Here is a 25,082-nt window from a genome sequence, read left to right on the forward strand (position 1 = left end):
GAAAATAACGCAGAAATAAAGGTTAACGTTTGCGGTGACTATTTCACCAGTAGGCGGCGGCCCGCCAGAATATAGCGCCCGCCGTAAGGTTAATATAATGTTATTTTGATGTGAAATAATGTTGCGTTTATTTGGGCGGATAGAGGGCGTCGATCGCCTGTTGCCAGGTAAAGGGCAGCAGGGCCGCGTAGTCCAATCCCCTCTCCGCCAGCGCCTCCACCGTGCCATGCTGGGTTTCCGCAGTGGCCGCGCTCATCAGTGGGGGCACGCCGGCGTCCGTCAGGGTTTTCACCACCTCGCGCATCTCTTCGGCCCGGCGGCGGCCATGCTCCGCCACCCGGCTGATCAGGTAGTGCGGCAATTCGCCATCCCAGCCCAGCGACGGGAAGCTGGCGTGCAGCGAATCCAGCACCGCCTGCTCCACGCCATACTGGCGCGCGGCGCTCAGGCACTCGGTGGTCAGCGCTTCCAGCCCCTTGATCATCACGCTGCGGCACATCTTGATGGCGGACGCCTCGCCCACCTGCTGGCTCCAGACGCGGCAGTGAAAGCCGAGGCGGGTCAGCAGCGGGCCAATCTCCTCCGCCCGCCGTCCGCCCACCAGCAGCGGGGTGGCGAGGCGCTGCGGCGGCACGGGGGCCATCACCGCCACGTCCAGATAGTCCGCGCCGTGGCGCTCCACCTGTGCCGCCGCCGCCTGCTTGGTGTGGGGCGCGACGGAGTTGAGATCCAAAAACACCTGGCCGGGCGACAGCAGCGGGGCGCACTGCGCCGCGACGGCGAAGGCGTTGGCGGCGGTCACGGTGGAGAAGATGAGCGAGGCGCCAGCCAGCGCCTCCGCCAGTGACAGCGCCGGGCGCACACCGGCGCGTGCCGCTTTCGCCAGCATTGGGCCGCGTGCCTCGCCCAGCAATTTGCTGTCCCAAATGGTCACCTGCACACCGCGCGCCTGCATCTCCTCAGCCAGAATGCCGCCCGCCTCGCCAAAGCCAATCAGCGTCACGCGTAATGTTTCCATGGTTATGCTCCTTCAAGGGGCCATAGGGTGGCCGGGATCAACACCTGACCATCGAAGATCAAGCGGGCGGTGCGCAGCAGGCCACAGCCAGCCAGTTGCCCGCCCTCCAGGTGCAGCAGCACGCTAAATTCGCCGCTGGGGTGCTCAACGCTGATGCGCTGTGGGTTGCGCCCAGCGGTGACCTGCGCCACGCCCTCCGCAATCGAGCCGGGGATCAGGCAGGCGCTGGCGACGCTCACCGCGCCCAGCACGCCAATTGAGGCGTGGCAGCGGTGCGGTATAAAGGTGCGGCTGGCGATGGTGCCGCCGTGGCGCGGGGCGGAGAGCAGCGCCATCTTTGGCACCGTGCGCTGGCTGACGTCGCCGAGGTTCATCTTCGGCCCCATCTGCAACCGGATTGACTCCAGCCGCTGCTTCAGTGGCTCGTCGGCGTCGAGTTGCTCGCGGCTCTCATCGCCGCTGCGCCCCAGATCGGCGGCGCGTACCAGCACCACCGGCATCCCGTTGTCGATGCAGGTCACCTCGATGCCATCCACCCGGTCACGCACCGCGCCGGTGGGCAGCAGCGCGCCACAGCTCGAGCCAGCAATGTCCTGGAAGGTCAGCACTACCTCGGCCGCGTGGCCCGGCACGCCATCAATGTGCAGATCGCCCTCATAGTTGACCGCGCCATCTGGCGTGGAGACCTGCGCCACCGCCACCTGCCCGGTGTTCTCCATAAAGATGCGCACGGCCGTGACGCCGGGCCGTGCCGCCACCAGCCCGCGCTCAATGGCGAAGGGGCCGACGGCGGCGAGGATGTTGCCGCAGTTCTGGCCGGTGTCCACCACCGCCTTATCGACGTTCACCTGGGCGAACAGGTAGTCAACGTCGGCATCCGGGCGGGCAGAGGGGCGCACGATTGCCACCTTGCTGGTGAGCGGGTCGGCGCCGCCGAGGCCATCAATCTGGCGCGGATCGGGCGAGCCCATCACCGCCAGCAGCACGCGGTCGCGCAGTGCCGGGTCATCGGGCAGATCGTCTGCCAGGAAGCAGGCGGCCTTGGAGGTGCCGCCGCGCATCAGCAGGCAGGGAATTCGGCGCTGGCGCATATCACCCCTCCAGTTCATCCAGACTGTCGACGTAGCGCAGCCCCTTCTCCGCCAGACGCGGGCGCATCTGGTAGATGTCCAGCCCCAGCTCGCCAGCGGCCATCCGCGCGCGCTTGCCCTCTTCGGCATCAGCCCGCTGGCGGCTGGCGACCACCACGGCGGCGGCCTCGGCGTGGCGCACCACCACCACGCCATCGTCATCCGCCACGACCACATCACCGGGCATCACCAGCTCGCCAGCGCACACCAGCGGCACGTTAACCGAGCCGAGCGTCTCCTTTACCGTGCCTTGGGCATAGACCGCCCGTGACCAGACGGCAAAGCCCATCTCGCGCAGGGTACGGGTGTCGCGCACGCCGAGGTCTGCCACCAACCCGCGCACGCCGCGCGCCTGGAGCGAGGTCGCCAGCAGGTCGCCAAAATAGCCATCCTGACAGGGGGAGGTGGGCGCGACCACCAGAATGTCGCCCGGCTGGCACTGCTCCACCGCCACGTGGAACATCCAGTTATCGCCGGGGGCCACCAGCACCGTCACCGCACTGCCAGCAATGCCGCGATCCTGCTGGATCGGGCGGATCGCCGGATCCAGCAACCCCTTGCGCCCCTGCGCCTCATGCACAGTGGCGACGCCAAATTCCGCCAACGCATCAATCAGTTGGGCATCGGCGCGTGGGATGTGGCGCACCACCACGCCTTTTCTGCCAATCAGGCTCATGCCAGATCCTCCGTCACACGCGGGAAGAGGCTCTGGTAGCCCTCGCCATAGGTGATGTCACGCGCCGTGGCGATGCCGACATTGCGCTTGGCCTGCACGCCGCGCTGTTGCGCCACGCGGGTGTAGTACTCCCACAGGTGCTCCTGACCGGCCATGCACTGGATGGCGCGGTACTTCTTCTCCCAGACGCGGGTGATGTCCAGCAGCACGTCCGGCTTCCAGTTGCACTGCTCCGGCTGGTGCGGCTCAAAGCAGTAGACCGGCGTCGCGCCAATGATCGGCTCGCCGGGGCGATAACCCTCCGCCTGCGCGATGATGCGCGCCTCCTGGGCGAGGTGGCTGGCGAGCGGGTGGTCATAGTTGTAAGGGTCGTTCAGGGAGTGGGTTAGCACGAAGTGCGGCTGCACGCGGCGGTAGACATCCGCCAGCCGGAACAGCGTCTCTTGGTCGGCGCGCAGCGGATAGTCGCCCATGTCAAAGAACTCGACGCTGGCCCCGAGGATCTCGGCGGCGGCCTGAGCCTCGGCGCGGCGCGCCTCTTTCACCTTCTCCTCGGTCATCCCGCCTTTGCGCCACAGCTTGGCGGATTCGCCGCGCTCGCCGAAGGAGAGGCAGACCACATGCACGGCGTAGCCCTGCTCATGGTGCAGGGCGATGGCGCCGCCGGCGCGCCAGACGAAATCGGCGGAGTGGGCGCTGACGACCAGCGCGCTTTTGCTTGGATTGGTGCTCATGGATAACCCTCCTCGGTTTTTTTTCCATGCTGTCACTCTGGCCGCCGTGGCGATAATTCATTCGATTGCAGCAGGTATGCGTTTTATTTATATTGCCGATCGGGATCGCTGAATGGGATGGGGAACGCCATGCAAGAAGAGAGCGGACAGGAGTGGGTAAACTTGATGCAGATCAGGGCCTTCAGCCAGGTGGTGGAGCAGGGGAGCGTGTCGCGCGCCGCCGAGGAGCTATTCCGTACGCAGTCTGCCGTCACTCGCGCCATCCGCGATCTGGAGCTGCGGCTCGGCGTGCCGCTGTTTGAGCGCCACGCTGGCGGCATGATGCTGACCGACTTTGGCAAGTGCGTGCTGCCCCGCGCGCGGCGGGCGCTGGCGGAGCTGCGGGAGACGTCGCTGCGGCTGGCGCGCCTGCGTGGTCGGCCCGCGCCGCCGCGCGGCGAGGCGGAGCCGCTCTGGCTGTTCAACGTGCGGCGGTTGCAGATCTTCATCACCCTCTGCCAGACGCGCCACATGCAGACCGTGGCCGCGCGCCTTGGCCTGAGCCAGCCGGCGGTCAGCGCCGCGCTGAAAGTGCTGGAGAGCGGCGCGGGCATCGCGCTGCTGGAGCGCACGCCGCACGGCATGATGCCGTCGCTGGCCGGGCGCGAGATGGAGCCGGGTATCCGCCGCGCGCTGAATGAGCTGCGCCACATCCCGGCGGACATCGCCGCCCGGCGTGGCGTACTGACTGGCACGGTGCGCATTGGCGCGCTGCCGCTGGGGCGCACCCGGCTGCTGCCGCAGGCGATTATCCTGCTGCTGTCGCGCTATCCGGCGGTGAAGGTGATGACCAACGAGAGCGCCTTCGGCATGTTGGCCTCGGAGATGCGCGCTGGCGACATTGACTTCATCTTTGGCGCGCTGCGCAACAGTGAGGAGGCGGCGGACATCACCCGCGAGACGCTGTTCCGGGAGGATATGGTACTGCTGGCGCGGCGCGGCCACCCGCTGGCGGCGCAGGGCGCGACGCTGGCGGATCTGCAACGGGCGCAGTGGGTGCTGCCGCGCGCCGATACGCCCGCGCGGCGGCTGTTGGAGGGGTGCTTCCAGTCGATGGGGCTGCCCGCGCCGTCGCCACAGGTGGAGAGCGGCGATCTGGCGCTGGTGCGTGGGCTGCTGCTGCACTCTGACATGCTGGCGGCGGTCTCCGCCCACCAGCTGGAGCATGAGCTGGCGCGCGGGGAGCTGGTGCGGCTGGCGCCAGCGCTGACCGGTACTGGCCGTGACATCGGCCTGACCTGCCGCACGGGCTGCCTGCACTCACCGGCCGCGCAGGCGATGATCGACTGCCTGCGCGAGGTGTGCGCCGCCGCGCCAGCTGGCTAGGCCCCTTTTTTGCCAGCCACCGAGTAGAGCACCTGCTGGTTGCGGGTCTTCTGGAACTCCTCCAGCGTCTGGCCGCGCATCGCCGAGTAGATGTGCAAGTTGGAGACGCCGACCACCGCCCCCAGCTTCTCCAGCAGGAAGAAGCTGACGCCGTAGTGGATCAGGCCGCGCCAGTCGCGCGCCTCCAGCAACTGCTGCTCCTCCGCCGTCAGCCCGCCCTCGGCATAGAGCGCCTGTGGCTCATGCAGGAAGCGCTCACGCCACGTCGGCTGGATCAGCCGGTGCAGGAAGCGGTTGATGCGGATCGCCTTCAGGCTGCGCGCGTGGGTGAAGGGGTAGGTGCCCGGTAGCGACTCCACACCGGCCAGCTGGGCCTGAATCTTGTCGCGCTGACGCTGGTGGACATCCACCGGTGCCTCGCGGGCGCGGTTCTCCAGAATCAGCGTGGCGATGCCGGTCATGGAGGGGAGGTAGTACGCCTCATGCAGCTTCTCCACGTTGGCCGACAGCGCGCCGCGCATCACCAGCCACATGATCACCTCCGCCCCCTCCAGCCCGCCGAGGGTGGCGTACTCCGCCAGCGTCATCTCGGTCAGCCGCTCCGGGTCGTTGACCAGCATGTCGATGAACTGCGCGTCCCACTCCGGGTTGTTGAAGCCGCAGCGCTCGCCGTGCACCTGATGGGAGACGCCGCCGGTCGCCACCACCGCCACCTTCAGATCCTCCGGGAAACTCTCAATCGCCCGGCGCAACGCCTGCCCCAGCCGGTAGCAGCGGCGGGCGGTAGGGATCGGGAACTGCAACACACCAATCTGCAACGGCACCACCGGCACCGGCCACCCCTTCTCCCACGGCAGTAGCGCGGAGAGCGGCGAGAACAGGCCGTGATCCAGCGCCTTGTCCTGGAAGAAGGCCATGTCGAACTCATCGGCCATCAGGCTCGCGCCGATGTGCTGCGACAGCGCCGCGTGGCCCTGAATGGGCGGCAGGTCACGCCGGCCGCCGCCCTCATCCGCCACCTCATAGTGATCGTCAATCCCCAGCACAAAGGTGGAGTAGTGGTCGAAGAAGAAGGAGGTGACGTGGTCATTGAAGATGTAGAGCAGTACGTCAGGTTGCTTCTCCTCCAGCCAGCGCTGCATCGGCGCGAAGCCGTCAAAAATCGGCGCCCAGGCGCTCTCCTGCTGCTTGTGGTGATCGACGGCGAAGCCGATGGTCGGCGTGTGTGACACGGCGAGCCCGCCAATTATCTTTGCCATAGGTGACCTCGTGGTTAGCGGTTGTTCATGGTGCGAGAGAGGGCCGGCAGATCGTTGAGATCAATGCCTTTTACCTGCTCCGGCGGATGGGCCTTCTGGTGCCGGGTGATGGCGATGGCCGCCAGCAGGGCAGGAATGGCCAGGATAATAAAGATGCTGGCCGCGCCGGGGAAGGCGACCAGCAGCACGCCGCCCAGCGAGGAGCTGAGGATCGCGCCGGAGCGGCCGATGCCATGCATCCAACTGACGCCGGTGGCGCGCATCTCGGTGGGATAGAAGGCCGGGGAGAAGCCCTGCAAGCCATTCTGCGCGCCGTTGATGCAAAAGCCGCTGAAGAACACTAGCACCGCCAGCGCCGTCGGGCCGAAGTCGCCCAGCCCCTGTGACAGCAGACAGGCCGCGCCGACCAGATAGAACAGGCCGATGATATATTTGGCGGCGAAGCGATCCATCAGGTAGCCCACCAGCAGGCCGCCGAGCGGGCCACCCAGCTGAAACAGGCCGGAGATCATCGCCGCCCGCTCCAGCGAGAAGCCGCTGGTGCGCATGATGGTCGGCAGCCAGCCATTCAGCAGGTAGATGACGAACAGCCCCATAAAGTAGGTCAGCCACAGCACCAGCGTGCCGCGCGCGTAGCCCTTGCTGAAGAGTTGCAGCACCGGTGCCTGCTTGCGGATCACCGGCGTGTTGAGCACAAAGGTAGTCTCCGGCGCGAAGTGGCCGCCAGCGCGGCGCAGCACCGCGGCAATCTTCTCGCGGCTAACGCGGCGCACCACCATGTACATCGCCGACTCTGGCAGCATCACCATCAGCACCGGCAGCAGCAGCAGCGGCACCAGCCCGCCAAACAGCAGCACCGACTTCCAGCCCCAGTCGGGCAGCAGCCCGGCGGCGATAAACCCGCCCGCGCCGGAACCGATATTAAAGCCGCTGTACATCAGGGCGATGGTCAGGCCACGCCGCCGCGCTGGCATGTACTCCGACACCAGCGTCACGCAGTTGGGCATCACCGCGCCCAGCCCCAGCCCGGCGAGGAAGCGCAGCACTGCCATCTCAAACGGGGTGCGGGCGAAGGCGCACAGCAAACTGAACAGCGCGAAGCCAGCCACCGACACCAGCAGCACACGCTTGCGCCCGAGGCGATCCGACCACGGGCCGGCAATCAGCGCGCCAAGGGCGACGCCAAACATCGCCGCGCCCAGAATCGGCCCCATCTGCGCGCGGGAGATGCCCCAATCCTCAATCAGCGCCGGGGCGATAAAGCCCATCACCGCCGCATCGTAGCCATCAAACATGATGATGATGAAACACAGCGCCAGTACCAGCCACTGGTAAGCGGAGATCGGGCGGGCATCGATCCAGCCCTTCACATCGACAATCGGGTGGTTGTTCATCGGGTACGCTCTCTGTTTTTTTTATCAATACGTGATCGGGTTAAAATTTTCAGTGGGCATGACCCAGCGAAAAGCGCGTGCCGGGAGGGTTTTCCGGCAAGCTGTTTTTATTTTTTATATTAAAATCAGATGATTAATTATGGGTGATCCGGTGGTGCAGCTACCAAGGTAGGGAGGCGGGCAGGGTTTGTCTGCCATAAAATAGTTATGCAGGTATGAGTTTTCTTTATTTGTTGAGCGCGGTCAGAAATTTGGTAAGTGCAGGGGAGGGGGAGCCATGCGCCAGTGGCACATGGCAAAAAGTCAGGGGGCTTTGCGGGCGGCGTCTTTGCGCGCGTCACGTTTCTTGCGCAGCTTGTCCCAGATTTTGGTCTCTTGCCCACGCCACAGGCGCTGGATATTGTCGTGGTGGCGCATCAGGATCAGGCAGGAGAGCATGGCAACCGGGAAGGTGTACTGGGGCTTGAACCACCAGACGTAGAACGGGGCGATCAGCGCACTGACGATGGCGCCGAGCGAGGAGTAGCCACTGAGCAGTATTGTCAGCAGCCAGGTGCCGGTCATCAGGCCGGTCAAATCCCAGCCGATGGGCGCGATGGCACCGAACGCAGTGGCGACGCCCTTGCCGCCACGGAAGCGGAAGAAGACCGGGTAGATGTGGCCGAGGCAGGCAGCGATGGCGGTCAGGCCGAGGTAGAAGGGCGCGACGTTGGATTTGTATGCCAGCCAGACCGGCAGCATCCCTTTCAGCACGTCAAATACCAGCACCGCGGCGGCGGCGGCGCGGCCACCGATGCGCAGCACATTGGTGGCACCGGGATTGCCGGAGCCATGCAGGCGCGGGTCGGGCAGGCGGGCCAGGCGGCAGACCAGGATGGCACTGGAAATTGAGCCACATAAATACGCGAGGATGATCATCCCAAGCGCGGTAGCACTCATAACAGGGTTCCGTTCAATAGAGGTCGTGTTAGACGCGGCATCTGTGGATAATACGCACATTCCGCCGGAAGTGGTATCCGGCAGGGCCAAAAATAGAGAATGACGTAATGGACATTGTATTTATAGAACAATTGACGGCGATCACCACCATTGGCGTGTACGACTGGGAGCAGACCATCCAGCAAAAGTTGGTGTTTGACATCGAGATGGCCTGGGACAATCGCCCGGCCGCTGCCAGTGACGACGTAAAAGATTGCCTGAGTTATGCCGATGTCAGTCAGGCGATCCTGCAACACGTTGAAGGTGGGCGCTTTGCGCTGGTGGAGCGGGTGGCAGAGGAAGTATCTGAATTGTTGCTCCAACGCTTCAAATCCCCGTGGGTCCGTATTAAGGTCAGTAAGCCCGGCGCGGTGGCTCAGGCCGCACGGGTTGGGGTGATCATTGAGCGTGGCACTCGCCCGCACTGACCTTACGCGTCAGAATTAATGTCACTGGAATGAAACCAAAGACCGGTAACTTGGTCATACGTAACGAAATGTTAAGCGGCAACTTTTTTGCCGCTTTTTTATGACGTTAATTCTAGGGGTAAGGAACATTTCATGACGGATCTCCATTCGTTAGTGGTTGCGTTTATTCTTGGCGTGGTCGAAGGCTTGACCGAATTTCTGCCGGTATCCTCTACCGGGCATATGATTATTGTGGGCACCTGGCTCGGCTTTACCGATGACAAAGCGAAATTCTTTGAAGTCATCATCCAGCTCGGTTCCATCCTCGCGGTGGTGGTGATGTTCTGGCGCCGCCTGTTTGGCCTGATTGGTATCCGTTTCGGTGAAGTGCCGCACGAGGGGATTACCACCGGCCGACTGTCGCTGATACACATTTTGCTGGGGATGTTCCCGGCCGTGGTGATTGGCCTGACGCTGCATGAGCAGATCAAGGCGTTGTTTGAGGTGAAAAACGTGGTGTACGCGCTGGTGGTCGGGGGCTTCCTGCTGCTGGCCGCGGAGTGGCTGAAGCCAAAACAGCCGAAATCACCGGGGCTGGATGACCTGACCTACCGTCAGGCGTTCATGATTGGCTGCTTCCAGTGTCTGGCACTGTGGCCGGGCTTCTCCCGTTCAGGTGCCACCATCTCCGGTGGGATGCTGATGGGCGTCAGCCGCTATGCGGCGTCGGAGTTCTCCTTCCTGCTGGCGGTGCCGATGATGATGGGCGCCAGCGCGCTCGATCTCTATAAAAGCTGGCACTTCCTGAGCCTGTCAGATCTGCCAATGTTCGCCGTGGGCTTTATCACCGCCTTCGTGGTGGCGCTGATCGCCATCAAGACCTTCCTGGCCGTGATCAAACGCTTCTCCTTTGTGCCGTTCGCCATCTACCGCTTCATCGTGGCCGGCGTGCTCTACTTCGTCTTCTTTGCCTGATCGTGGCCGAGAAAAAAAGCCCCGCTTCGGCGGGGCTTTTTTATGGGCGAACGCCACTCACTCGACCAGTAGCTGCTGATAAGCCTTCCACTCCGCCAGCGCCACGGTACGGCGGCGGCGCAGCTCCTCACGAATCTCCGCGCCCTTAAAACCCGCGTCCAGCACCTCCTTGATCGATACCCCCAGCGCGGTCTGGTAGGCGGCGCGCAGGTAGTCGCCCTGGATGTAGGGGCGATCTTCCAGACCGGTGCGTCCGCGCGCGTCCGCCTCACTGGTCATGATCATCTGCTCCAGCCGCTCCGGCTTGCGCCAGACGTCAATCGCATCCAGCAGCGCCAGCAGTGCCTCCGGCTGCAGCCGGTTGATGGTGTGGATCAGGTCGTGGTGCTCCGCCACCAGCAGCGCCAGATCGCGCACCGGGTTGGGCACCCGCAGGCGTTGGCACAGCTCCGCCACCAGCGTCACGCCAGCCGGGCCGTGGCCGGGGTGGTGCGGCCACTTCTCACGCGGGGTCAGCCCCTTGCCGAGGTCATGCACCAGCGCCGAGAAGCGCACATCCACCGCCGGGCTGAGCTGGGCGGCGATGCGCAGCGTCATCAGGGTGTGGATGCCGGTGTCGATCTCCGGATGCCACTTCACCGGCGCGGGCACGCCGAACAGCCGGTCAATCTCCGGGAACAGCACCGCCAGCGCGCCACAGTCGCGCAGCACCTGGAAGTAGATCTGCGGCTGCTGCGTCAGCAACGCCTTCTCGGTCTCTTTCCAGACGCGCTCCGGCGTCAGGTGCGCCAATTCGCCCCCTTCCGCCATCTCCGCCATCAGGGCCTGCGTCTCCGGTGCGACGGTAAAACCGAGCTGGGCGAAGCGGGCGGCAAAGCGCGCCACCCGCAGCACCCGCAGCGGGTCTTCACCAAAGGCTGGCGAAACGTGGCGCAACAGGCGGTCATGCAGATCCTGCACGCCGTGGTAGGGGTCAACCAGCGCGCCGTGGGCGTCACGGGCGATGGCGTTGATGGTCAGGTCACGGCGCAGCAAATCCTGCTCCAGGGTAACGTCCGGGTCGGCATGGCACTCAAAGCCGGTGTAGCCCCGGCCCGATTTGCGCTCGGTGCGTGCCAGTGCGTACTCCTCGCGGCTCACCGGGTGGAGGAAGACCGGGAAATCGCGGCCAACCTGCTGGTAGCCCTGCGTCAGCAACTGCTCCGGCGTCGCGCCGACCACCACCCAATCCTGTTCGGTGACGGGAAGGTGCAACAAAGAATCACGGACAGCGCCGCCCACCAGATAAATCTTCACGGTTCAACTCCTGAAAAGGGTACTGCCGGACACGGGCAACCCGTGCCGGATAAACACAGACTGTGTTGAGTGTAGCGTGGTGCGCCGGGGAAAGACAAAAGGGCACGGGCGTGCCCTGTGGAAGGCGGGCGGCGGGAAGTTAGCTCATCCAGCGATCTTTTTTCTTGCGGCGCGGCACCAGGTGCGGTAATAGCAGGCCCAGCACCAGACCGGCGCCCAGCACGCCACCGCCATACATGAACCACTGCAAAATGATGGTGCGCTGCTTGTCATCCAGCTGCACGTTGACCGCGTTCACCTTCTTGTCGGCCACGATCAGCTGGTCTTTCAGCTTCTGGTTCTCGCTTTTCAGGCCGTTGATGATGCCGTCACTGGCCGCCACTTTCTGCTGCATCTCGGCAGTGCGCTGGTTCCAGCTGTTGTCGATATTGGTCAGCTTGTCGGTCAGGGTCTTCACCTGCTGCTCCAGGTTGGGCACGCGGGTACGCAGGCTTGGCTGGTCGCTCAACTGGTCGAGGGGGATCCAGGTGGTACGCCCTTTGGCGTCGAGGATCTGGCCGTAGTGGGTACTGTCATTGACGCTCAGGAGGGTCACTTCGTCGCCGGCGTTCAGCGTGCCGACAATGCGGTACTGGTTGCCGGGGCCACTGTGGACGTAGGTGTTGAGTTCGTCAGAGATATAACGCTTTTCGTCAGCGTGGGCGGCCCAGGTCACGCTCAAAGTGAGCAAAGTAAGGGAGATCAGGCGTAATTTCTGCATTATTCCATCGTATTTGGCTAAATTTAGGGGAAAGATACTAATGAGTTAAGTGTGACGGCGCAACGCATAAACCGGAATGAGAACTATCTTACTATCCGGCCGCGTGCCCGCGCGTCTCCTGCCCTCGTCGGGCAGGGGCGCACCCTCTCTTGCCCTAAGTGAAATCGCCGCGATGTTCATGTGGCTGGCAAGGTGCGTCACCAACAAGGTCTGACAGCAGGGAGCGCGGAAAAGTTCGCGAGGCGTGCCGCAAGCTTGCCGCACGGCACAAGACTTCATTGCGGCTATTGCGATACTATTCAGCGCTATAATTGATGGTGCTTATTTCCCGGCAGCGCGCCGGCAAACTTTGGTGTGAAAAACGATGACTGTAGAGATTGAACTGAAATTCATTGCCGCGCCTGCGGCGGTAGCGGCATTACCGGCCAAAGTTTCTTCCCTGAAAAGCCAGCACAGTGCGCCCCAGCACCTGACCAACATCTACTATGAAACCCCGGACAACACCGTGCGCGGCATGGACATGGGTCTGCGCATCCGTGGTTTTGATGGCCGCTATGAGATGACCATCAAGACCGCGGGCAAGGCGATGGGCGGCCTGCACCAGCGCCCGGAGTACAATGTGGAGCTGGAGGAGCCGACGCTCGATCTGGCGCGCTTCCCGGCGGAGATCTGGCCGGAGGGGTGTGACGTGATGGCCCTGCAAGGCGAGCTGCAACCGCTGTTCCAGACCGACTTTATGCGTGAGAAGTGGCTGGTGACCTTCCAGCAGAGCGAGATTGAGATTGCCCTCGACCAAGGCAGCGTCAAGGCTGGCGAGCTGAGCGAACCGCTCTGTGAGATTGAGCTGGAGCTGAAAGATGGCAACACCGACGACCTGCTGGCGCTGGCGGCCTGGCTGGGTGAAGAGGGCGGCCTGCGTCAGGGCGGCTTGAGCAAGGCGGCGCGCGGCTACCATCTGGCGAAGGGCAACGAACCACGCAAAATCCGCCCGATCCCGGTCTGGACGCCGCCGGCCAAGGCCACCGTCGAGCAGGGGATGGCTGGCGTGCTGGAGCTGGCGCTCGGCCACTGGCAGTACCATGAGGAGCTGTGGCTACGCGGCGACAAGCAGGCGCGCCATGCGGTGATTGAGGCGCTGGTGATGGTGCGACAGGCGCTGGCGATCTTTGGCGGGCTGGTGCCGCGCAAGGCGACCAGCGATCTGCGTAACCTGTTCAACGACCTGGAGCCGCAGATTGCTGACCCGGCTGTCGAGGGTCAGACGCTCTGCTTCAGCCCGGCCTATCTGAAGTGTAAGTTAGCGCTTACTTCTTATCTGGCGACCGCTGGCTGGAATGCGCATGTTGATGCCAAGAGCCGCCAGAAGCTGGATGGCTCCTTCAAGCGCTTCGCTGACATCATGCTGGGCCGCACGGCAGCAGACATCAAAGAGGCGTTCAGCCGCCCGCTGACCGACGAGGGCTACCGCGACCAGCTGCCGCGCCTCAACCGCCAAATCATCGCGCTGCACCTGCTGGCCGGTGCCTACCCGCAGAGCGCGTGGCAGGGCTATATCGAAAACTGGCAGGCGCTGCAACAGTCGATTGTCCAGCAGCAGCAAGCTTGGCTGGAGGCGGCCCGCAAGCACGCGGTGCAGCAGCCAGCCTTCTGGCTCAACGGCACCCCCACCAAAAACGCCTGACCCCGACCCTCATTTAGCCCGCGCCCGCGCGGGCTTTTCTTAATAAGGACCATGAGATGTTACCACTGCCTCCCCCGCTGCTTGCACAGGCCGATAGCCAGATGAGCCGCCTTGCCCCTGATGCCGACCTGACGCAACAGGCGCGCGCGGTACTGGCGCTGAGTGACTTTGTCAGCGACAGTCTGGCGGCCCACCCCGCGTGGCTGGCGGCGTTGCAGGACGCACCGCCGCAGCCGGAGGAGTGGCGGCACTATGCCAACTGGCTGGCGGAGGCGCTGACAGAGGCCGGGGATGAGCCAGCGCTGATGCGCGTGCTGCGCCAGTTCCGCCGCCGCATCATGACGCGCATCGCCTGGGCGCAGGCGATTCAGGCGAGCAGCACCGAGCAGACGCTGCAACAGCTCAGTGTGCTGGCGGAGACGCTGATCGTCGCGGCGCGGGATTGGCTCTACGCGGCCTGCTGCCGTGAGTGGGGCACCCCCTCGGGCGCGGAGGGCACGGCGCAGCCGCTGCTGATCCTTGGCATGGGCAAGCTGGGCGGCGGCGAGTTGAACTTCTCCTCTGACATCGACCTGATCTTCGCCTACCCGGAGAATGGCGAGACGCGCGGCGGACGGCGGGTGCTGGACAACGCCCAGTTCTTCACCCGGCTGGGGCAGCGGCTGATCAAGGCGCTCGACCAACCGACGGTGGATGGCTTTGTCTACCGCGTGGACATGCGGCTGCGGCCCTTTGGCGACAGTGGCCCGCTGGTGATGAGCTTCCCGGCGCTGGAAGATTACTACCAGGAGCAGGGGCGCGACTGGGAGCGCTACGCGATGGTCAAGGCGCGGCTGATGGGCGACGCTGGCGATGCCTATAGCCGCGAGCTGCACCAGATGCTGAAGCCGTTCGTGTTCCGCCGCTACATCGACTTCAGCGTCATCCAGTCGCTGCGCAATATGAAGGGGATGATCGCCCGTGAGGTACGGCGGCGTGGGCTAACGGACAACATCAAGCTGGGGGCGGGCGGCATCCGCGAAATTGAGTTTATCGTGCAGGTGTTCCAACTGATCCGCGGCGGGCGTGAGCCGCAGTTGCAGCAACGGGCGCTGTTGCCGACGCTGCGCACGGTGGGCGAATTGGGGCTGCTGCCGCCGGAGCAGGTGGCACAGCTGGCGGAAGCCTACCTGTTCCTGCGTCGGCTGGAGAACCTGTTGCAGGCGATCGCCGACGAGCAGACCCAGACCCTGCCAGCCGACAGCCTCAACCGCGCGCGGCTGGCGTGGGGCATGGGCTTTGCGGGCTGGACGGCGCTGTCGCAAGCGCTGGAGGCGCAAATGCGTGCGGTGCGTGCGGTGTTCGACCAGCTGATTGGCGACGACACCCCTGAGCCGGGCGAAACCAGCGATCAGGAGCTGTACGTCAGCCTGTGGAGCGACGCGCGGGAGGAGGGCGATCTCGCCCCGCTGACGCCGCCGCACCTCTCGCCAGAACAGCAGGCGGAGCTGCTGCGCAACCTGCGTGCTTTCCGTCAGGACGTGGACAAACGCACCATTGGCCCACGCGGCCGCGAGATGCTCGACCTACTGATGCCGCGCCTGCTGGCGGAAGTGTGTGCTCACTCTAAAGCCGAGGTGGCGCTGGTGCGTGTGACCGGGTTGCTGCTCGGCATTGTCACCCGTACCACCTACATTGAGCTGCTGGTGGAGTATCCCGGCGCGCTCAAGCAACTGGTGCGGCTGTGTGACGCCTCGCCGATGGTGGCGGAGCAGTTGGCGCGCTACCCGCTGCTGCTGGACGAGTTGCTCGATCCCCAGACCCTCTACCAGCCGATTGCGTTGGACGCCTACCGCGATGAGCTGCGCCAGTACCTGATGCGCGTGCCAGAGGAGGATGAGGAGCAGCAACTGGAGGCGATGCGCCAGTTCAAGCAGGCGCAGCACCTGCGCATTGCCGCGGCGGACATCGCTGGCGTGCTGCCGGTGATGAAAGTGAGCGATCACCTCACCTATCTGGCGGAGGCGATGATTGAGAGCGTGGTGCAGCAGGCGTGGGGGCAGATGGTGCGCCGCTACGGCGAGCCAGCGCACCTGGCCGGGCGCGAGGGGCGCGGCTTCGCGGTGATTGGCTACGGCAAGCTGGGCGGTTGGGAGCTGGGCTATAGCTCCGATCTCGATTTGGTGTTTCTGCTCGATTGCCCGGATGACGTGATGACCACCGGCGAGCGCAGCATTGATGGCCGCCAGTTCTACCTGCGGCTGGCGCAGCGCATCATGCACCTGTTCAGCACCCGCACCTCCTCCGGCATTCTGTATGAGGTGGACGCGCGCCTGCGCCCCTCCGGCGCGGCCGGGATGCTGGTCAGCACCGTCAGCGCGTTCGCCGAGTACCAGCAGCAGGACGCCTGGACCTGGGAGCATCAGGCGCTGGTGCGCGCGCGCATGGTGCACGGCGACCCGCTGATCCGCCAGCAGTTCGACGCCATCCGGCGTGATATTCTGTGCCGCCCACGTGACGCCACCACCCTGCAACAGGAGGTGCGTGAGATGCGCCAGAAGATGGTGACGCACCTCGGTAGCAAGCAGGCGGATCGCTTTGACATGAAATCCGACCCCGGCGGCATCACGGATATTGAATTCATTGCCCAATACCTTGTCCTACGCTATGCCGCCCAGCAACCGGCGCTGACCCGCTGGTCAGACAATGTGCGGATTTTCGGCCTGATGGCCCAGCACGGCATCATGGAGGAGCAGGAGGCGGCAGCGTTGACCCACGCCTACGTCACCCTGCGCGATGAGATCCACCATCTGGCATTGCAGACCCTCTCCGGCAAGGTGGCGGGCGAGGCATTCGCGGCGGAGCGCAATCAGGTTACAGAGAGTTGGCGGCGTTGGCTGGGGTAACCCGTCGGCGTCGTACACGGGGATCGCCACGTGCGTGGGGTTCCCGGCAAGGGCGTCAGTAAGAAGCATACGCATGGGTGGGAAGCATTCACGCTTATGATAATATCACGCACAAATTTTCAGTATTTATTAGTCTGGAGTATGGGATGAAAGTAACACTGCCTGATTTTCGCCGCGCCGGCGTACTGGTGGTTGGCGATGTCATGTTGGATCGCTACTGGTATGGGCCGACCAGCCGCATTTCACCGGAAGCCCCGGTGCCGGTAGTAAAAGTCGATACCATCGAGGAGCGGCCCGGCGGTGCGGCAAACGTGGCGATGAACATCGCCTCGCTCGGCGCGGCTTCGCGTCTGGTGGGCCTGACCGGTGAGGACGATGCGGCGCGCGCGCTGAACGCCAAGCTGGATGAGGTGAATGTGCAGTGTGACTTCGTGGCCGTGCCGACCCACCCGACCATCACCAAGCTGCGCGTGCTGTCACGCAACCAGCAGCTGATCCGCCTCGATTTCGAGGAGGGGTTTGAGGGCATCGACCCGCAGCCGGTGCTGGAGCGCATCCGCCAGGCACTGCCGACCAGCGGCGCGCTGGTGCTCTCTGACTATGCCAAGGGCGCGCTGGCCGACGTGCAGCCAATGATCGCGCTGGCGAAAGCCGCCGGTGTGCCGGTGCTGGTTGACCCGAAGGGCAATGACTTTGAGCGCTACCGTGGCGCGACCCTGCTGACGCCGAACCTCTCCGAGTTTGAGGCGGTGGTAGGGCGCTGCAAGGATGAGGAGCAGCTGGTGGAGCGCGGGATGCGCCTGATCGCGGACTTTGATCTCTCTGCGCTGCTGGTGACCCGCTCCGAGCAGGGCATGACGCTGCTTCAGCCGGGCAAGGCACCGCTGCACCTGCCAACCGAAGCGCAGGAAGTGTATGACGTGACCGGTGCCGGTGACACGGTGATCGGCGTGCTGGCAGCCTCGCTGGCGGCCGGCAACTCGCTGGAGGAGTCCTGCTTCCTCTCCAACGCCGCCGCGGGCGTGGTGGTGGGCAAGCTCGGCACCTCCACCGTCTCGCCGATGGAGTTGGAGAACGCCATCCACGGCCGCGCCGAGTCCGGCTTTGGCGTGATGACCGAGGCACAGCTCAAGCAGGCGGTGGCCGACGCGCGCAAGCGTGGCGAAAAGGTGGTGATGACCAACGGCGTGTTCGACATTCTCCATGCTGGCCACGTCTCCTATCTGGCGAATGCCCGCAAGCTTGGCGACCGTTTGATTGTGGCGGTCAACAGCGACGCCTCCACCAAGCGCCTGAAGGGCGAGTCGCGCCCGGTCAACCCGGAGACGCAGCGCATGATCGTGCTGAGCGCGCTGGAGGCGGTGGACTGGGTGGTGCTATTTGAAGAGGACACCCCGCAGCGCCTGATCGCTGGCATCCTGCCTGACCTGCTGGTGAAGGGCGGCGACTACCAGCCGCATGAGATCGCTGGCAGTGAAGAGGTGTGGGCTGCGGGCGGTGACGTGCGCGTGCTGAACTTTGAGGATGGCTGCTCCACCACCAACATCATCAACGTGATCAAAAACCGCGGCTAATTGTTGCGGCCAAAGAAAAAGGACACCACGGTGTCCTTTTTTTATGGGGTTATTGCGCTTCCGGCGGGGTGGTGCTGACCGGCGGCGTAACGGTGCTGGCCGGGGCAGAGGCCGGCGCGGACGCGGAGCCGGTGATCGGGGTGGTCACGGGGTCAGTGATGATGGCCGGGGCAGCGGGGGTCGGCTGGCGGCCCTCCAGCGCTTCCAGACGCTGTTCCAGCAGCGCCATCTTTTCGCGGGTGCGCAGCAGGACTTGGGTCTGCACGTCGAACTCTTCGCGGTTGACCAAATCAAGGCGAGTCAGCTGGGATTGCAGCACCTGGCGGATCTTCTTCTCGATATCTTCCCCGAAGTCGCGGATGCCTTTCGGCATCGACTCATGCACCTGGCGTGCGATCTGTTCTATTTTTTTCGGGTCAATCATGATCTTTCCCTTGTTTGGATAAAAGTTTCTTAAGCGTAGTGTAATCCGAGTTGGGTGTCGTATAAACCCTTGTTGCCGATTCGTGACGGGAATCAGATAAAGAGGGTTTTTTGTACAGCCGGGCGGGTGAAAAAATGGCAAAGCTTAGCCAAAAACGAGAATTGCCCTGCTAACCCATTGGCGCTATAGTAAACACGCTTATTCTCAGGGCGGGGTGAAACTCCCCACCGGCGGTAAACCTCAGGCGCGGCCAACTGGCCCCTGTGGAAGCCCGCGAGCGCTTGGGCCGGCAACGGCGCAAGGTCAGCAGATCCGGTGCAATTCCGGGGCCGACGGTTATAGTCCGGATGGGAGAGAGTAACGGCTTTTGTCGGGCATGACGCCCACATGCGTTATCTTTTGAATTGCGCCCCTTGGGCGTGATGACCTCCTCAAGATCGCCCTGATTCTGGTAATCCATAATTTTAATGAGGTTTTTTACCATGAATCAGACGCTACTTTCCGAATTCGGTACTGCTTTTGAGCGCGTTGAACGCGCACTCGATGCCCTGCGCAATGGGCGCGGGGTAATGGTGCTGGATGATGAAAACCGCGAAAACGAAGGTGACATGATCTTCGCCGCCGAAACCATGACGGTCGAGCAGATGGCGCTGACCATTCGCCACGGCAGCGGCATCGTCTGCCTCTGCATGACCGAAGAGCGCCGCCAGCAGCTGGAACTGCCGATGATGGTGGAGAACAACTCCAGCCAGTTCCAGACCGCCTTTACCGTGACCATTGAAGCGGCGAAGGGCGTGACCACCGGCGTCTCCGCTGCCGACCGCATCACCACCATCCGCGCTGCCGCCGCCGATGACGCCCGCCCGAGCGACCTGAATCGCCCCGGCCACGTCTTCCCGCTGCGCGCGCAGAATGGCGGCGTGCTGACTCGCCGCGGCCATACTGAAGCAACCATCGATCTGGTGTCGCTGGCGGGCTTTAAGCCGCTGGGCGTGCTCTGCGAGCTGACCAACGATGACGGCACCATGGCCCATGCGCCAGAGGCGATCGTGTTCGCCAAGCAGCACGACATGCCAGTGGTGACGATTGAGGATCTGGTGGCCTACCGCCAGAACGAAACCCGTCAGGCCAGCTGATTGCTGCCATAAAAAAGGGCTGCCGATGGGCAGCCCTTTTTATTTGCGTTGCCGTCAGCCGACCCCGCCGCTCTGCAACAGCGTCAGGCTGAAGCCCATCACCGACATGCCGCACAGCACGCCGTAGCTGGGATTGTTGTTCGGGTCGATCTCTTTCGCCAGCGGCATCAACTCATCTACCGACAGCGCCACCATGATGCCAGCCACCGCCGCCATGATTGAGGCCATCATCACGGGCGACACCAGCGGCCCCAGCAGCGAGAAGGCCAGCAGCCCGCCGAGCACCTCCGCCATGCCGGAGACCCCCGACCAGAGCAGCGCCTTGGACTTGGAGCCAGTGGCGGCGTACACCGGGCCAGCCACCGCCAGCCCCTCAGGAATGTTGTGGATGGCCACCGCCAGCGCGATGCCCAGCCCCAGCTCCAGATCGGCGCTGGCCGTGACGAAGGTGGCAATCCCCTCCGGGAAGTTGTGCAGGCTGATGCCCAGCGTCAGCAGCAGCGCGGTGCGCTTCAGGCTGCGCGGCGTGAGCTGCCCCTCCATTAAGTCCTGCGGGTGGGCGTGCGGCAGCATCCGGTCGAGGGCAAAGTAGCCCAGCAGGCCGAGCATGAACATGCCGTAGCCGAGCAGCGGCGACATGCCTTCGGTATGCAGCGCGGCAGGCAGCATCTCCATCAATGAAATTAATAGCATAATCCCGGCAGCAAAGCCGAGCGCAAAGGCCAGCAGCCGGTTGGAAGGCTTCTGTCCGATGATGCCCAGCAGCGCGCCCAAAAACGTGGCGCCTCCGGCCAACAGGGTAAGGATTAACGGTACTGACATGATGGCTCCTTTCATGTAATTCCATCGACAGCGGGTGGGGTCATACCCGGTAACGCGCCTGATGCGCACAGGTGTCCTGGCCTGGATATTCAAAATTTCTGAACATCTTCTTCATGGTTATCAGGCTGTCACCTCCTGGGAAAGAGAGTAACGTATTTTGTTATCGGCGGCAGGGGCTTTTGCCTTTTGCTGCATTCAAAGTATACCGCAGCAAGGATAAATTATGACCACTTCCCGTATGCCAGCGCTGTTTCTGGGCCACGGCAGCCCGATGAATGTGCTGGAAGAGAACCTCTATACCCGCACCTGGCGCGCGCTGGGTGAAACCCTGCCCCGGCCCAAAGCAATTCTGGCGGTCTCTGCCCACTGGTACACCCGTGGCACCGCGGTGACGGCGATGGCCGCGCCGCGCACCCTCCACGATTTTGGCGGCTTCCCGCAGGCGCTGTTTGATACCCGCTATCCGGCGCCCGGTTCACCGGCGCTGGCGGCGCGCGTGCAGCAGTTGCTGGCCCCGACGCCGGTCATCGCCGATCAGGGCGAGTGGGGGCTGGATCACGGCTCATGGGGCGTGCTGATCAAGATGTACCCGGAGGCCGATATCCCGGTGGTGCAACTGAGCATCGACGGCACCCAGCCTGCGGCCTACCACTACCAGCTCGGCCAGAAGCTGGCGGCGCTGCGTGATGAGGGGGTGATGATCGTGGCGAGCGGCAACGTGGTGCACAACCTGCGGCTGGCGAAGTGGCAGGGCGGCGGCGAGCCATATCCATGGGCGACGGCGTTCAATGACTATGTGCGTGAGAACCTGAGCTACCGTGGCGAGCACCATCCGCTGGTGGACTTCATGGCGCATGAGGGCGCGGCGCTCTCCAACCCGTCAGTGGAACACTACCTGCCGCTGCTCTATGTGCTGGGCAGTTGGGATGGCGAGGAGCCAGTAACGGTGCCGGTGGACGGCATTGAGATGGCGTCGTTGAGTATGCTGTCGGTACAGGTGGGGGGCTGACCCCCCACCCGGTATTTAGCCAACAATCACATGCGGGTAGAAGCGTGACAGATCCTGGGTAATCAGCGCCCGATCCTCACGCACGCCCATGCCGCAAGGCTGGTCATCCACTAGCCAGCTGCCAATCAGCGCGTAGCTATCGCCAAATTTCGGCAGTGGGTGGAACTGCTGGACGATCATGCCCTCCTCACCATAGGGGCCGTCCACGCGCTCCAGCTCCTGGCCATCCTTGATAATGCGGATGTTGGCTCCCTCGCGGGAGAAGAGTGGCTTGACCACATAGTGATCCAGCGGCGGGTGCGGCGCATCGGCAAAGTAGGCTGGCAGCAGGTTGGGGTGGTTGGGGAACATCTCCCACAGCAGCGGCAACAGCGCCTTGTTGGAGAGAATGCCCTTCCAGGCTGGCTCCAGCCAGCGTACCCCGGCATCTTCCAGCTTGGTGGAGAAGACCTCGCGGAACATGAACTCCCACGGGTAGAGCTTGAACAGGTTGCCAATCACCTGATCGTCCAGATCCGTAAACTGCCCGCGCTCGCCAAGGCCAATCTCATCAATGTAGAGGAAACGGCTGGGCAGCCCGGCCTCCTGGGCGCAATCCTGCAAATACTGCACGGTGCCGCGATCCTCATCGCTGTCACGGTAGCAGGTGAAGTGCAGCTGGCTGAAGCCGTGGCGCGCCTTCAGGTCAGCGAAGCGCTCAATCAGCCGCTCCTGCAAACTGTTGAACTGATCCGCGCCCGCTGGCACCTTGCCGGCCGCCAGTTGATCCTCCAGCCACAGCCACTGGAAAAACGCCGCCTCATACAACGAGGTGGGGGTGTCGGCATTATTCTCCAGCAGCTTCGGCGGGTTGACGCCGTCGTAGGCCAGATCGAGCCGCGAGTAGAGCGACGGCTGGCCGGTGCGCCAGGCACTGCGCACAAACTCCCGGCAGTGCGCCGGGATCTGGCAGCGCGCCAGCAACTCATCGCTGTTCACCACCCGCTCGACCACCTTGAGGCACATCTGGTGCAGTTCGGCGGTGGCCGCCTCAATCTCCTCCACCTGTTTCAGGGTGAAAGCGTAGCAGGCGTCCTCACACCAGTATGGCTCGCCATACATGGTGTGGTACTGAAAGCCGAACTCTTCCGCTTTGGCACGCCAGTTGGGGCGCTCCGGCAGGGTAATGCGTCTCATGTTATCCCCCGTACGAGCGTTGGGAGCCGCTGCTCATGCTGCTACGCTGAGCGGAGTTCTGCTTGGCGACGCTCTCACCAAAGCCGCCACGGGTGATGGTGCTGGTGGTGGCCGGTTTCGGTGCCATCGCGGAGGGCGGCACGTTGATGGTGCGGCCCGGCGTGGCGCTGCCATAGCTGCGGCCGCTGGCATCGACAAACTGGCCGTTGGCCGGGCTGGCCGCCGAGCGCGGGGTAAAGAGCGGCTGCTGGCGGTAACCGCCGCCGCCCATCATCCGGCCCATCATGTAGCCAGCCATCAGTGGCATCCAGAAGCTGCCGCTCTCTTGGGGGGCGGCGCTGGCCTGCGCAGGCGCCTGCGTGCACTGCCCCTCGCCAAATTCGGCGACGCAATCCTCACGGCTGGCGTACTTGGGCGCGGTGCGTGCCGCCTCTTTTTGCGCCTCGGTGAAGGCGGTTTTGCACTGCTCGGCATTGGATGGATTGGCCTTGCTGCAGTCGTCGGCATTTTGGTACATCGAGACCGTTTCATCGGCCTGCTCACAGCCGGCCAGGGCAAAGGCCGCGCCAATCGCCAGCGCCAGCGGTGCCATGCGGCACGACTTGCGGAACGCCGGCAGGTTGATGCTTCTCGTCCGTTTCATTGTGATATCTCCCCTTTTTATATAGGGCGGAACGCCCTCCCAGAGGGCATAAGGATAGGCGAAAGCTGATTACGTTTAAAGCAAGCGTACGCCACAATCAGGATGAACGCCCGCTTATGGGGCAAGAAAGAGAGACGGCGCCACAGGGGCGCCGTCAGGGGGCAGGGGATCAGTGTCGGAACGGGTTGGCCGAGGCTTTCGCCGGCTGGGTGCGGGCCTGATTTTGGCCCTGCATCTGCACTTCGCCGCTTTCTGGCTTCACGCCGCCATCCACCGCCGCATCCTGTGCCGCGTTCTCCGGGGCGACTGCCTCTGGCGTGGTCGGCACCGGTTTGCCCAGTGCGCCGTTCAGCATCTGGAGGTCATTCTCATTCAGCGTGCCAAGGGCTGATTTCACGTTCAACTGGTTGATCAAGTAGTTGTAACGCGCGCTGGAGAGCTGCTGCTTGGCGTTGTAGAGCGTGGTGGTGGCATCCAGCACGTCAACAATGGTGCGCGTTCCAACCTGATAGCCAGCTTCCGTCGCGTCCAGCGAGCTTTGCGCCGACACCACCGCCTGTTTGTAGGCGTTGATGCTGCTGATGGAGGCAGAGATATTGTTGAAGGAGGAGCGAACGGTCTGCACCACGCTGCGGTGCGCGCTCTCCAGCTGCTCACTGGCGCTAACGAAGTTGTACTGCGCCTGCTTGACCTGTGAGGTCACCGCGCCACCGCTATAGAGCGGCAGGTTGAAGCTCAGGCCAATCTGGTTCTGGCCAGCGTCGGTGTCGCTGTTGAGGTTGCGCGAGCCGCTATATTTGCTGTTGCTGATGCCGGAGGAGGCATTCAGGTCGAGGGTCGGCAGGTGGCCAGACTGGTAGTAACGGATCTGCTCACGCGCCAGATCCTGCGACAGGCGGGCAGAGAGCAGGTTGAGGTTGCGGCTCTCGGCCTCTTTCAGCAGGCTGCTGACCGGCTGCGGGCGCTGGGTATTGAAGGTGTCGATGTTGAGCGACGACAGCTCCGGGTAGTACTGGCCGGTCACCTGACGCAGGGACTCCAGCGCGTTGTCCAGATCGTTGCGGGCTGTGACTTCATTAGCCAGTACGCTATCATATTGGGCGCGGGCGTTCTGGACATCGGTGATCGCCACCAGCCCCACGTTGAAGCGCTGGGTGGTCTGGTCGAGCTGGCGGTAGATCGCCTGTTTCTGTGCTTCAATATAAGAAAGCGTATCAATCGCGCTCAACACATTGAAGTATGCCGTCGCGGTGTTTAAGATCAGGTTCTGCTGCGCCGTCTGGTAGGTGACATCCTGGATGCCTGCCTGCTTCTCCTGCAACGTCAGCGCACGCCATTTGGACATATCAAACAGGGTCTGGGTCAGTTGCAACGCGCCGCTGGTGACATTGCTCTCCGTATCCCGGGCATCCTTGAAGCCGCTGGTATAGGTGTAATCCGCACCCAAACCGAGTTGTGGCAGCAACGGACTGCGAGTCTCATTAATCTTTTCAAAGGCAGCATCGCGCTCTGCGGCAGACTGACGCAGGTCTGGGTTACTTTGGCGCGCCTGCTGATAAACCTGGAGAAGGTTCTCGGCGTGGCCCAGTTGACTCAGGCCAGACAGGCTCAGGCCAATAAGAAAGGGGAGCAGTTTCTTCATTTGCATTCCTTGTAATACAGCAGCGTTGCTTATTATGTATGGGCTGTCGATAACGAAAATTTTGCCGATTCTATCAGAGTATTAGATACAGGCGAGGT

22 protein-coding genes and 1 riboswitch are annotated in these 25,082 nt (G+C 63.4%); of the genes, 8 read left to right on the forward strand and 14 right to left on the reverse strand.

Annotation, left to right across the window (positions count from 1 at the left end; translation table 11 throughout):
* Window positions 1-127 precede the first annotated feature (127 nt).
* Genes ACK3SD_RS02450 through galB form a run of 4 tightly spaced genes read right to left on the reverse strand, consistent with a single transcriptional unit; the run spans window position 128 to window position 3,558 of the window.
* Window positions 128-1,018 (reverse strand): NAD(P)-dependent oxidoreductase, encoded by an 891-nt coding sequence (locus ACK3SD_RS02450; protein WP_481126636.1) that lies wholly within the window; start codon window positions 1,016-1,018, stop codon window positions 128-130.
* Between the two features lie 2 nt (window positions 1,019-1,020).
* Window positions 1,021-2,109 carry a 4-oxalomesaconate tautomerase gene (locus ACK3SD_RS02455; protein ID WP_481126637.1) on the reverse strand — a complete coding sequence of 363 codons (1,089 nt, stop codon included), beginning with the start codon at window positions 2,107-2,109 and terminating at the stop codon, window positions 1,021-1,023.
* A 1-nt stretch (window position 2,110) separates the two neighbouring features.
* Window positions 2,111-2,824, reverse strand: coding sequence for a 4-carboxy-4-hydroxy-2-oxoadipate aldolase/oxaloacetate decarboxylase (locus tag ACK3SD_RS02460; protein WP_481126638.1), 714 nt, complete (start codon window positions 2,822-2,824; stop codon window positions 2,111-2,113).
* On the reverse strand, window positions 2,821-3,558 hold the full coding sequence (gene galB / locus ACK3SD_RS02465) for a 4-oxalmesaconate hydratase (RefSeq protein WP_481126639.1): 738 nt from the start codon (window positions 3,556-3,558) through the stop codon (window positions 2,821-2,823). The genes ACK3SD_RS02460 and galB overlap by 4 nt, the downstream gene beginning before the upstream one ends.
* A 129-nt stretch (window positions 3,559-3,687) precedes the next feature.
* Here galB and ACK3SD_RS02470 point away from each other — a divergent pair, with 129 nt between their 5' ends.
* Entirely contained in the window at window positions 3,688-4,923 is a 1,236-nt protein-coding gene (locus ACK3SD_RS02470) for a LysR family transcriptional regulator (RefSeq protein WP_481126640.1), read from the forward strand.
* Here the strand turns inward: ACK3SD_RS02470 and ACK3SD_RS02475 are convergent.
* The 3 genes from ACK3SD_RS02475 to plsY all read right to left on the reverse strand — a co-directional run bounded on the left by ACK3SD_RS02475 (window position 4,920) and on the right by plsY (window position 8,515).
* The gene (locus ACK3SD_RS02475) at window positions 4,920-6,182 is read right to left on the reverse strand and encodes a gallate dioxygenase (protein ID WP_481126641.1); all 1,263 of its coding nucleotides are present in this window, start codon (window positions 6,180-6,182) and stop codon (window positions 4,920-4,922) included. The two genes, ACK3SD_RS02470 and ACK3SD_RS02475, sit on opposite strands and share 4 nt — an antisense overlap.
* 14 nt (window positions 6,183-6,196) lie before the next feature.
* Complete coding sequence (locus ACK3SD_RS02480; RefSeq protein ID WP_481126642.1) at window positions 6,197-7,576, reverse strand: MFS transporter; 1,380 nt, start codon at window positions 7,574-7,576, stop codon at window positions 6,197-6,199.
* A gap of 303 nt (window positions 7,577-7,879) precedes the next feature.
* A complete protein-coding gene (gene plsY, locus ACK3SD_RS02485) occupies window positions 7,880-8,515 on the reverse strand; it encodes a glycerol-3-phosphate 1-O-acyltransferase PlsY (RefSeq protein ID WP_481126643.1) in 636 nt (211 codons plus the stop codon).
* A gap of 107 nt (window positions 8,516-8,622) precedes the next feature.
* On the opposite strand from plsY, the gene folB reads away from it, so the two are divergent.
* Entirely contained in the window at window positions 8,623-8,982 is a 360-nt protein-coding gene (folB, locus tag ACK3SD_RS02490) for a bifunctional dihydroneopterin aldolase/7,8-dihydroneopterin epimerase (protein ID WP_137762118.1), read from the forward strand.
* Window positions 8,983-9,114: 132 nt separating this feature from the next.
* Window positions 9,115-9,936, forward strand: coding sequence for an undecaprenyl-diphosphate phosphatase (bacA, locus tag ACK3SD_RS02495; RefSeq protein ID WP_137762119.1), 822 nt, complete (start codon window positions 9,115-9,117; stop codon window positions 9,934-9,936).
* A gap of 57 nt (window positions 9,937-9,993) precedes the next feature.
* On the opposite strand, the gene ACK3SD_RS02500 is transcribed toward bacA, so the two are convergent.
* Both ACK3SD_RS02500 and ACK3SD_RS02505 read right to left on the reverse strand, forming a co-directional pair.
* Window positions 9,994-11,232, reverse strand: coding sequence for a multifunctional CCA addition/repair protein (locus tag ACK3SD_RS02500; protein ID WP_481126644.1), 1,239 nt, complete (start codon window positions 11,230-11,232; stop codon window positions 9,994-9,996).
* Between the two features lie 139 nt (window positions 11,233-11,371).
* Window positions 11,372-11,992 (reverse strand): TIGR04211 family SH3 domain-containing protein, encoded by a 621-nt coding sequence (locus ACK3SD_RS02505; protein WP_481126645.1) that lies wholly within the window; start codon window positions 11,990-11,992, stop codon window positions 11,372-11,374.
* A 364-nt stretch (window positions 11,993-12,356) separates the two neighbouring features.
* Here ACK3SD_RS02505 and ACK3SD_RS02510 point away from each other — a divergent pair, with 364 nt between their 5' ends.
* From ACK3SD_RS02510 to hldE, 3 genes are all read left to right on the forward strand, one after another.
* Window positions 12,357-13,673, forward strand: a complete 1,317-nt coding sequence (locus ACK3SD_RS02510) for a CYTH domain-containing protein (RefSeq protein WP_481126646.1) — start codon at window positions 12,357-12,359, stop codon at window positions 13,671-13,673.
* Window positions 13,674-13,729: 56 nt separating this feature from the next.
* On the forward strand, window positions 13,730-16,558 hold the full coding sequence (gene glnE, locus ACK3SD_RS02515) for a bifunctional [glutamate--ammonia ligase]-adenylyl-L-tyrosine phosphorylase/[glutamate--ammonia-ligase] adenylyltransferase (RefSeq protein ID WP_481126647.1): 2,829 nt from the start codon (window positions 13,730-13,732) through the stop codon (window positions 16,556-16,558).
* Between the two features lie 146 nt (window positions 16,559-16,704).
* Entirely contained in the window at window positions 16,705-18,132 is a 1,428-nt protein-coding gene (gene hldE / locus ACK3SD_RS02520; protein ID WP_137762124.1) for a bifunctional D-glycero-beta-D-manno-heptose-7-phosphate kinase/D-glycero-beta-D-manno-heptose 1-phosphate adenylyltransferase HldE, read from the forward strand.
* 49 nt (window positions 18,133-18,181) lie between these two features.
* On the opposite strand, the gene ubiK is transcribed toward hldE, so the two are convergent.
* The gene (ubiK, locus tag ACK3SD_RS02525; RefSeq protein WP_137762125.1) at window positions 18,182-18,556 is read right to left on the reverse strand and encodes a ubiquinone biosynthesis accessory factor UbiK; all 375 of its coding nucleotides are present in this window, start codon (window positions 18,554-18,556) and stop codon (window positions 18,182-18,184) included.
* A gap of 196 nt (window positions 18,557-18,752) precedes the next feature.
* A riboswitch (FMN riboswitch) is annotated at window positions 18,753-18,919 on the forward strand.
* Between the two features lie 119 nt (window positions 18,920-19,038).
* On the opposite strand from ubiK, the gene ribB reads away from it, so the two are divergent.
* Entirely contained in the window at window positions 19,039-19,692 is a 654-nt protein-coding gene (gene ribB, locus ACK3SD_RS02530; RefSeq protein ID WP_481126648.1) for a 3,4-dihydroxy-2-butanone-4-phosphate synthase, read from the forward strand.
* Window positions 19,693-19,746: 54 nt separating this feature from the next.
* Here ribB and zupT read toward each other — a convergent pair whose 3' ends face one another.
* Entirely contained in the window at window positions 19,747-20,514 is a 768-nt protein-coding gene (zupT, locus tag ACK3SD_RS02535; RefSeq protein WP_137762127.1) for a zinc transporter ZupT, read from the reverse strand.
* Window positions 20,515-20,737: 223 nt separating this feature from the next.
* On the opposite strand from zupT, the gene ygiD reads away from it, so the two are divergent.
* Window positions 20,738-21,523, forward strand: coding sequence for a 4,5-DOPA-extradiol-dioxygenase (ygiD, locus tag ACK3SD_RS02540; RefSeq protein WP_481126649.1), 786 nt, complete (start codon window positions 20,738-20,740; stop codon window positions 21,521-21,523).
* 15 nt (window positions 21,524-21,538) lie between these two features.
* Here ygiD and ACK3SD_RS02545 read toward each other — a convergent pair whose 3' ends face one another.
* From ACK3SD_RS02545 to tolC, 3 genes are all read right to left on the reverse strand, one after another.
* Entirely contained in the window at window positions 21,539-22,699 is a 1,161-nt protein-coding gene (locus ACK3SD_RS02545) for a glutathionylspermidine synthase family protein (RefSeq protein ID WP_481126650.1), read from the reverse strand.
* Window position 22,700: 1 nt separating this feature from the next.
* Complete coding sequence (locus tag ACK3SD_RS02550) at window positions 22,701-23,342, reverse strand: DUF1190 family protein (protein WP_481126651.1); 642 nt, start codon at window positions 23,340-23,342, stop codon at window positions 22,701-22,703.
* A 169-nt stretch (window positions 23,343-23,511) separates the two neighbouring features.
* Window positions 23,512-24,984, reverse strand: a complete 1,473-nt coding sequence (gene tolC / locus ACK3SD_RS02555) for an outer membrane channel protein TolC (protein WP_137762131.1) — start codon at window positions 24,982-24,984, stop codon at window positions 23,512-23,514.
* Window positions 24,985-25,082: the final 98 nt, after the last annotated feature.

The sequence above is a fragment of the Chimaeribacter sp. YP20170169 genome (assembly GCF_056739715.1).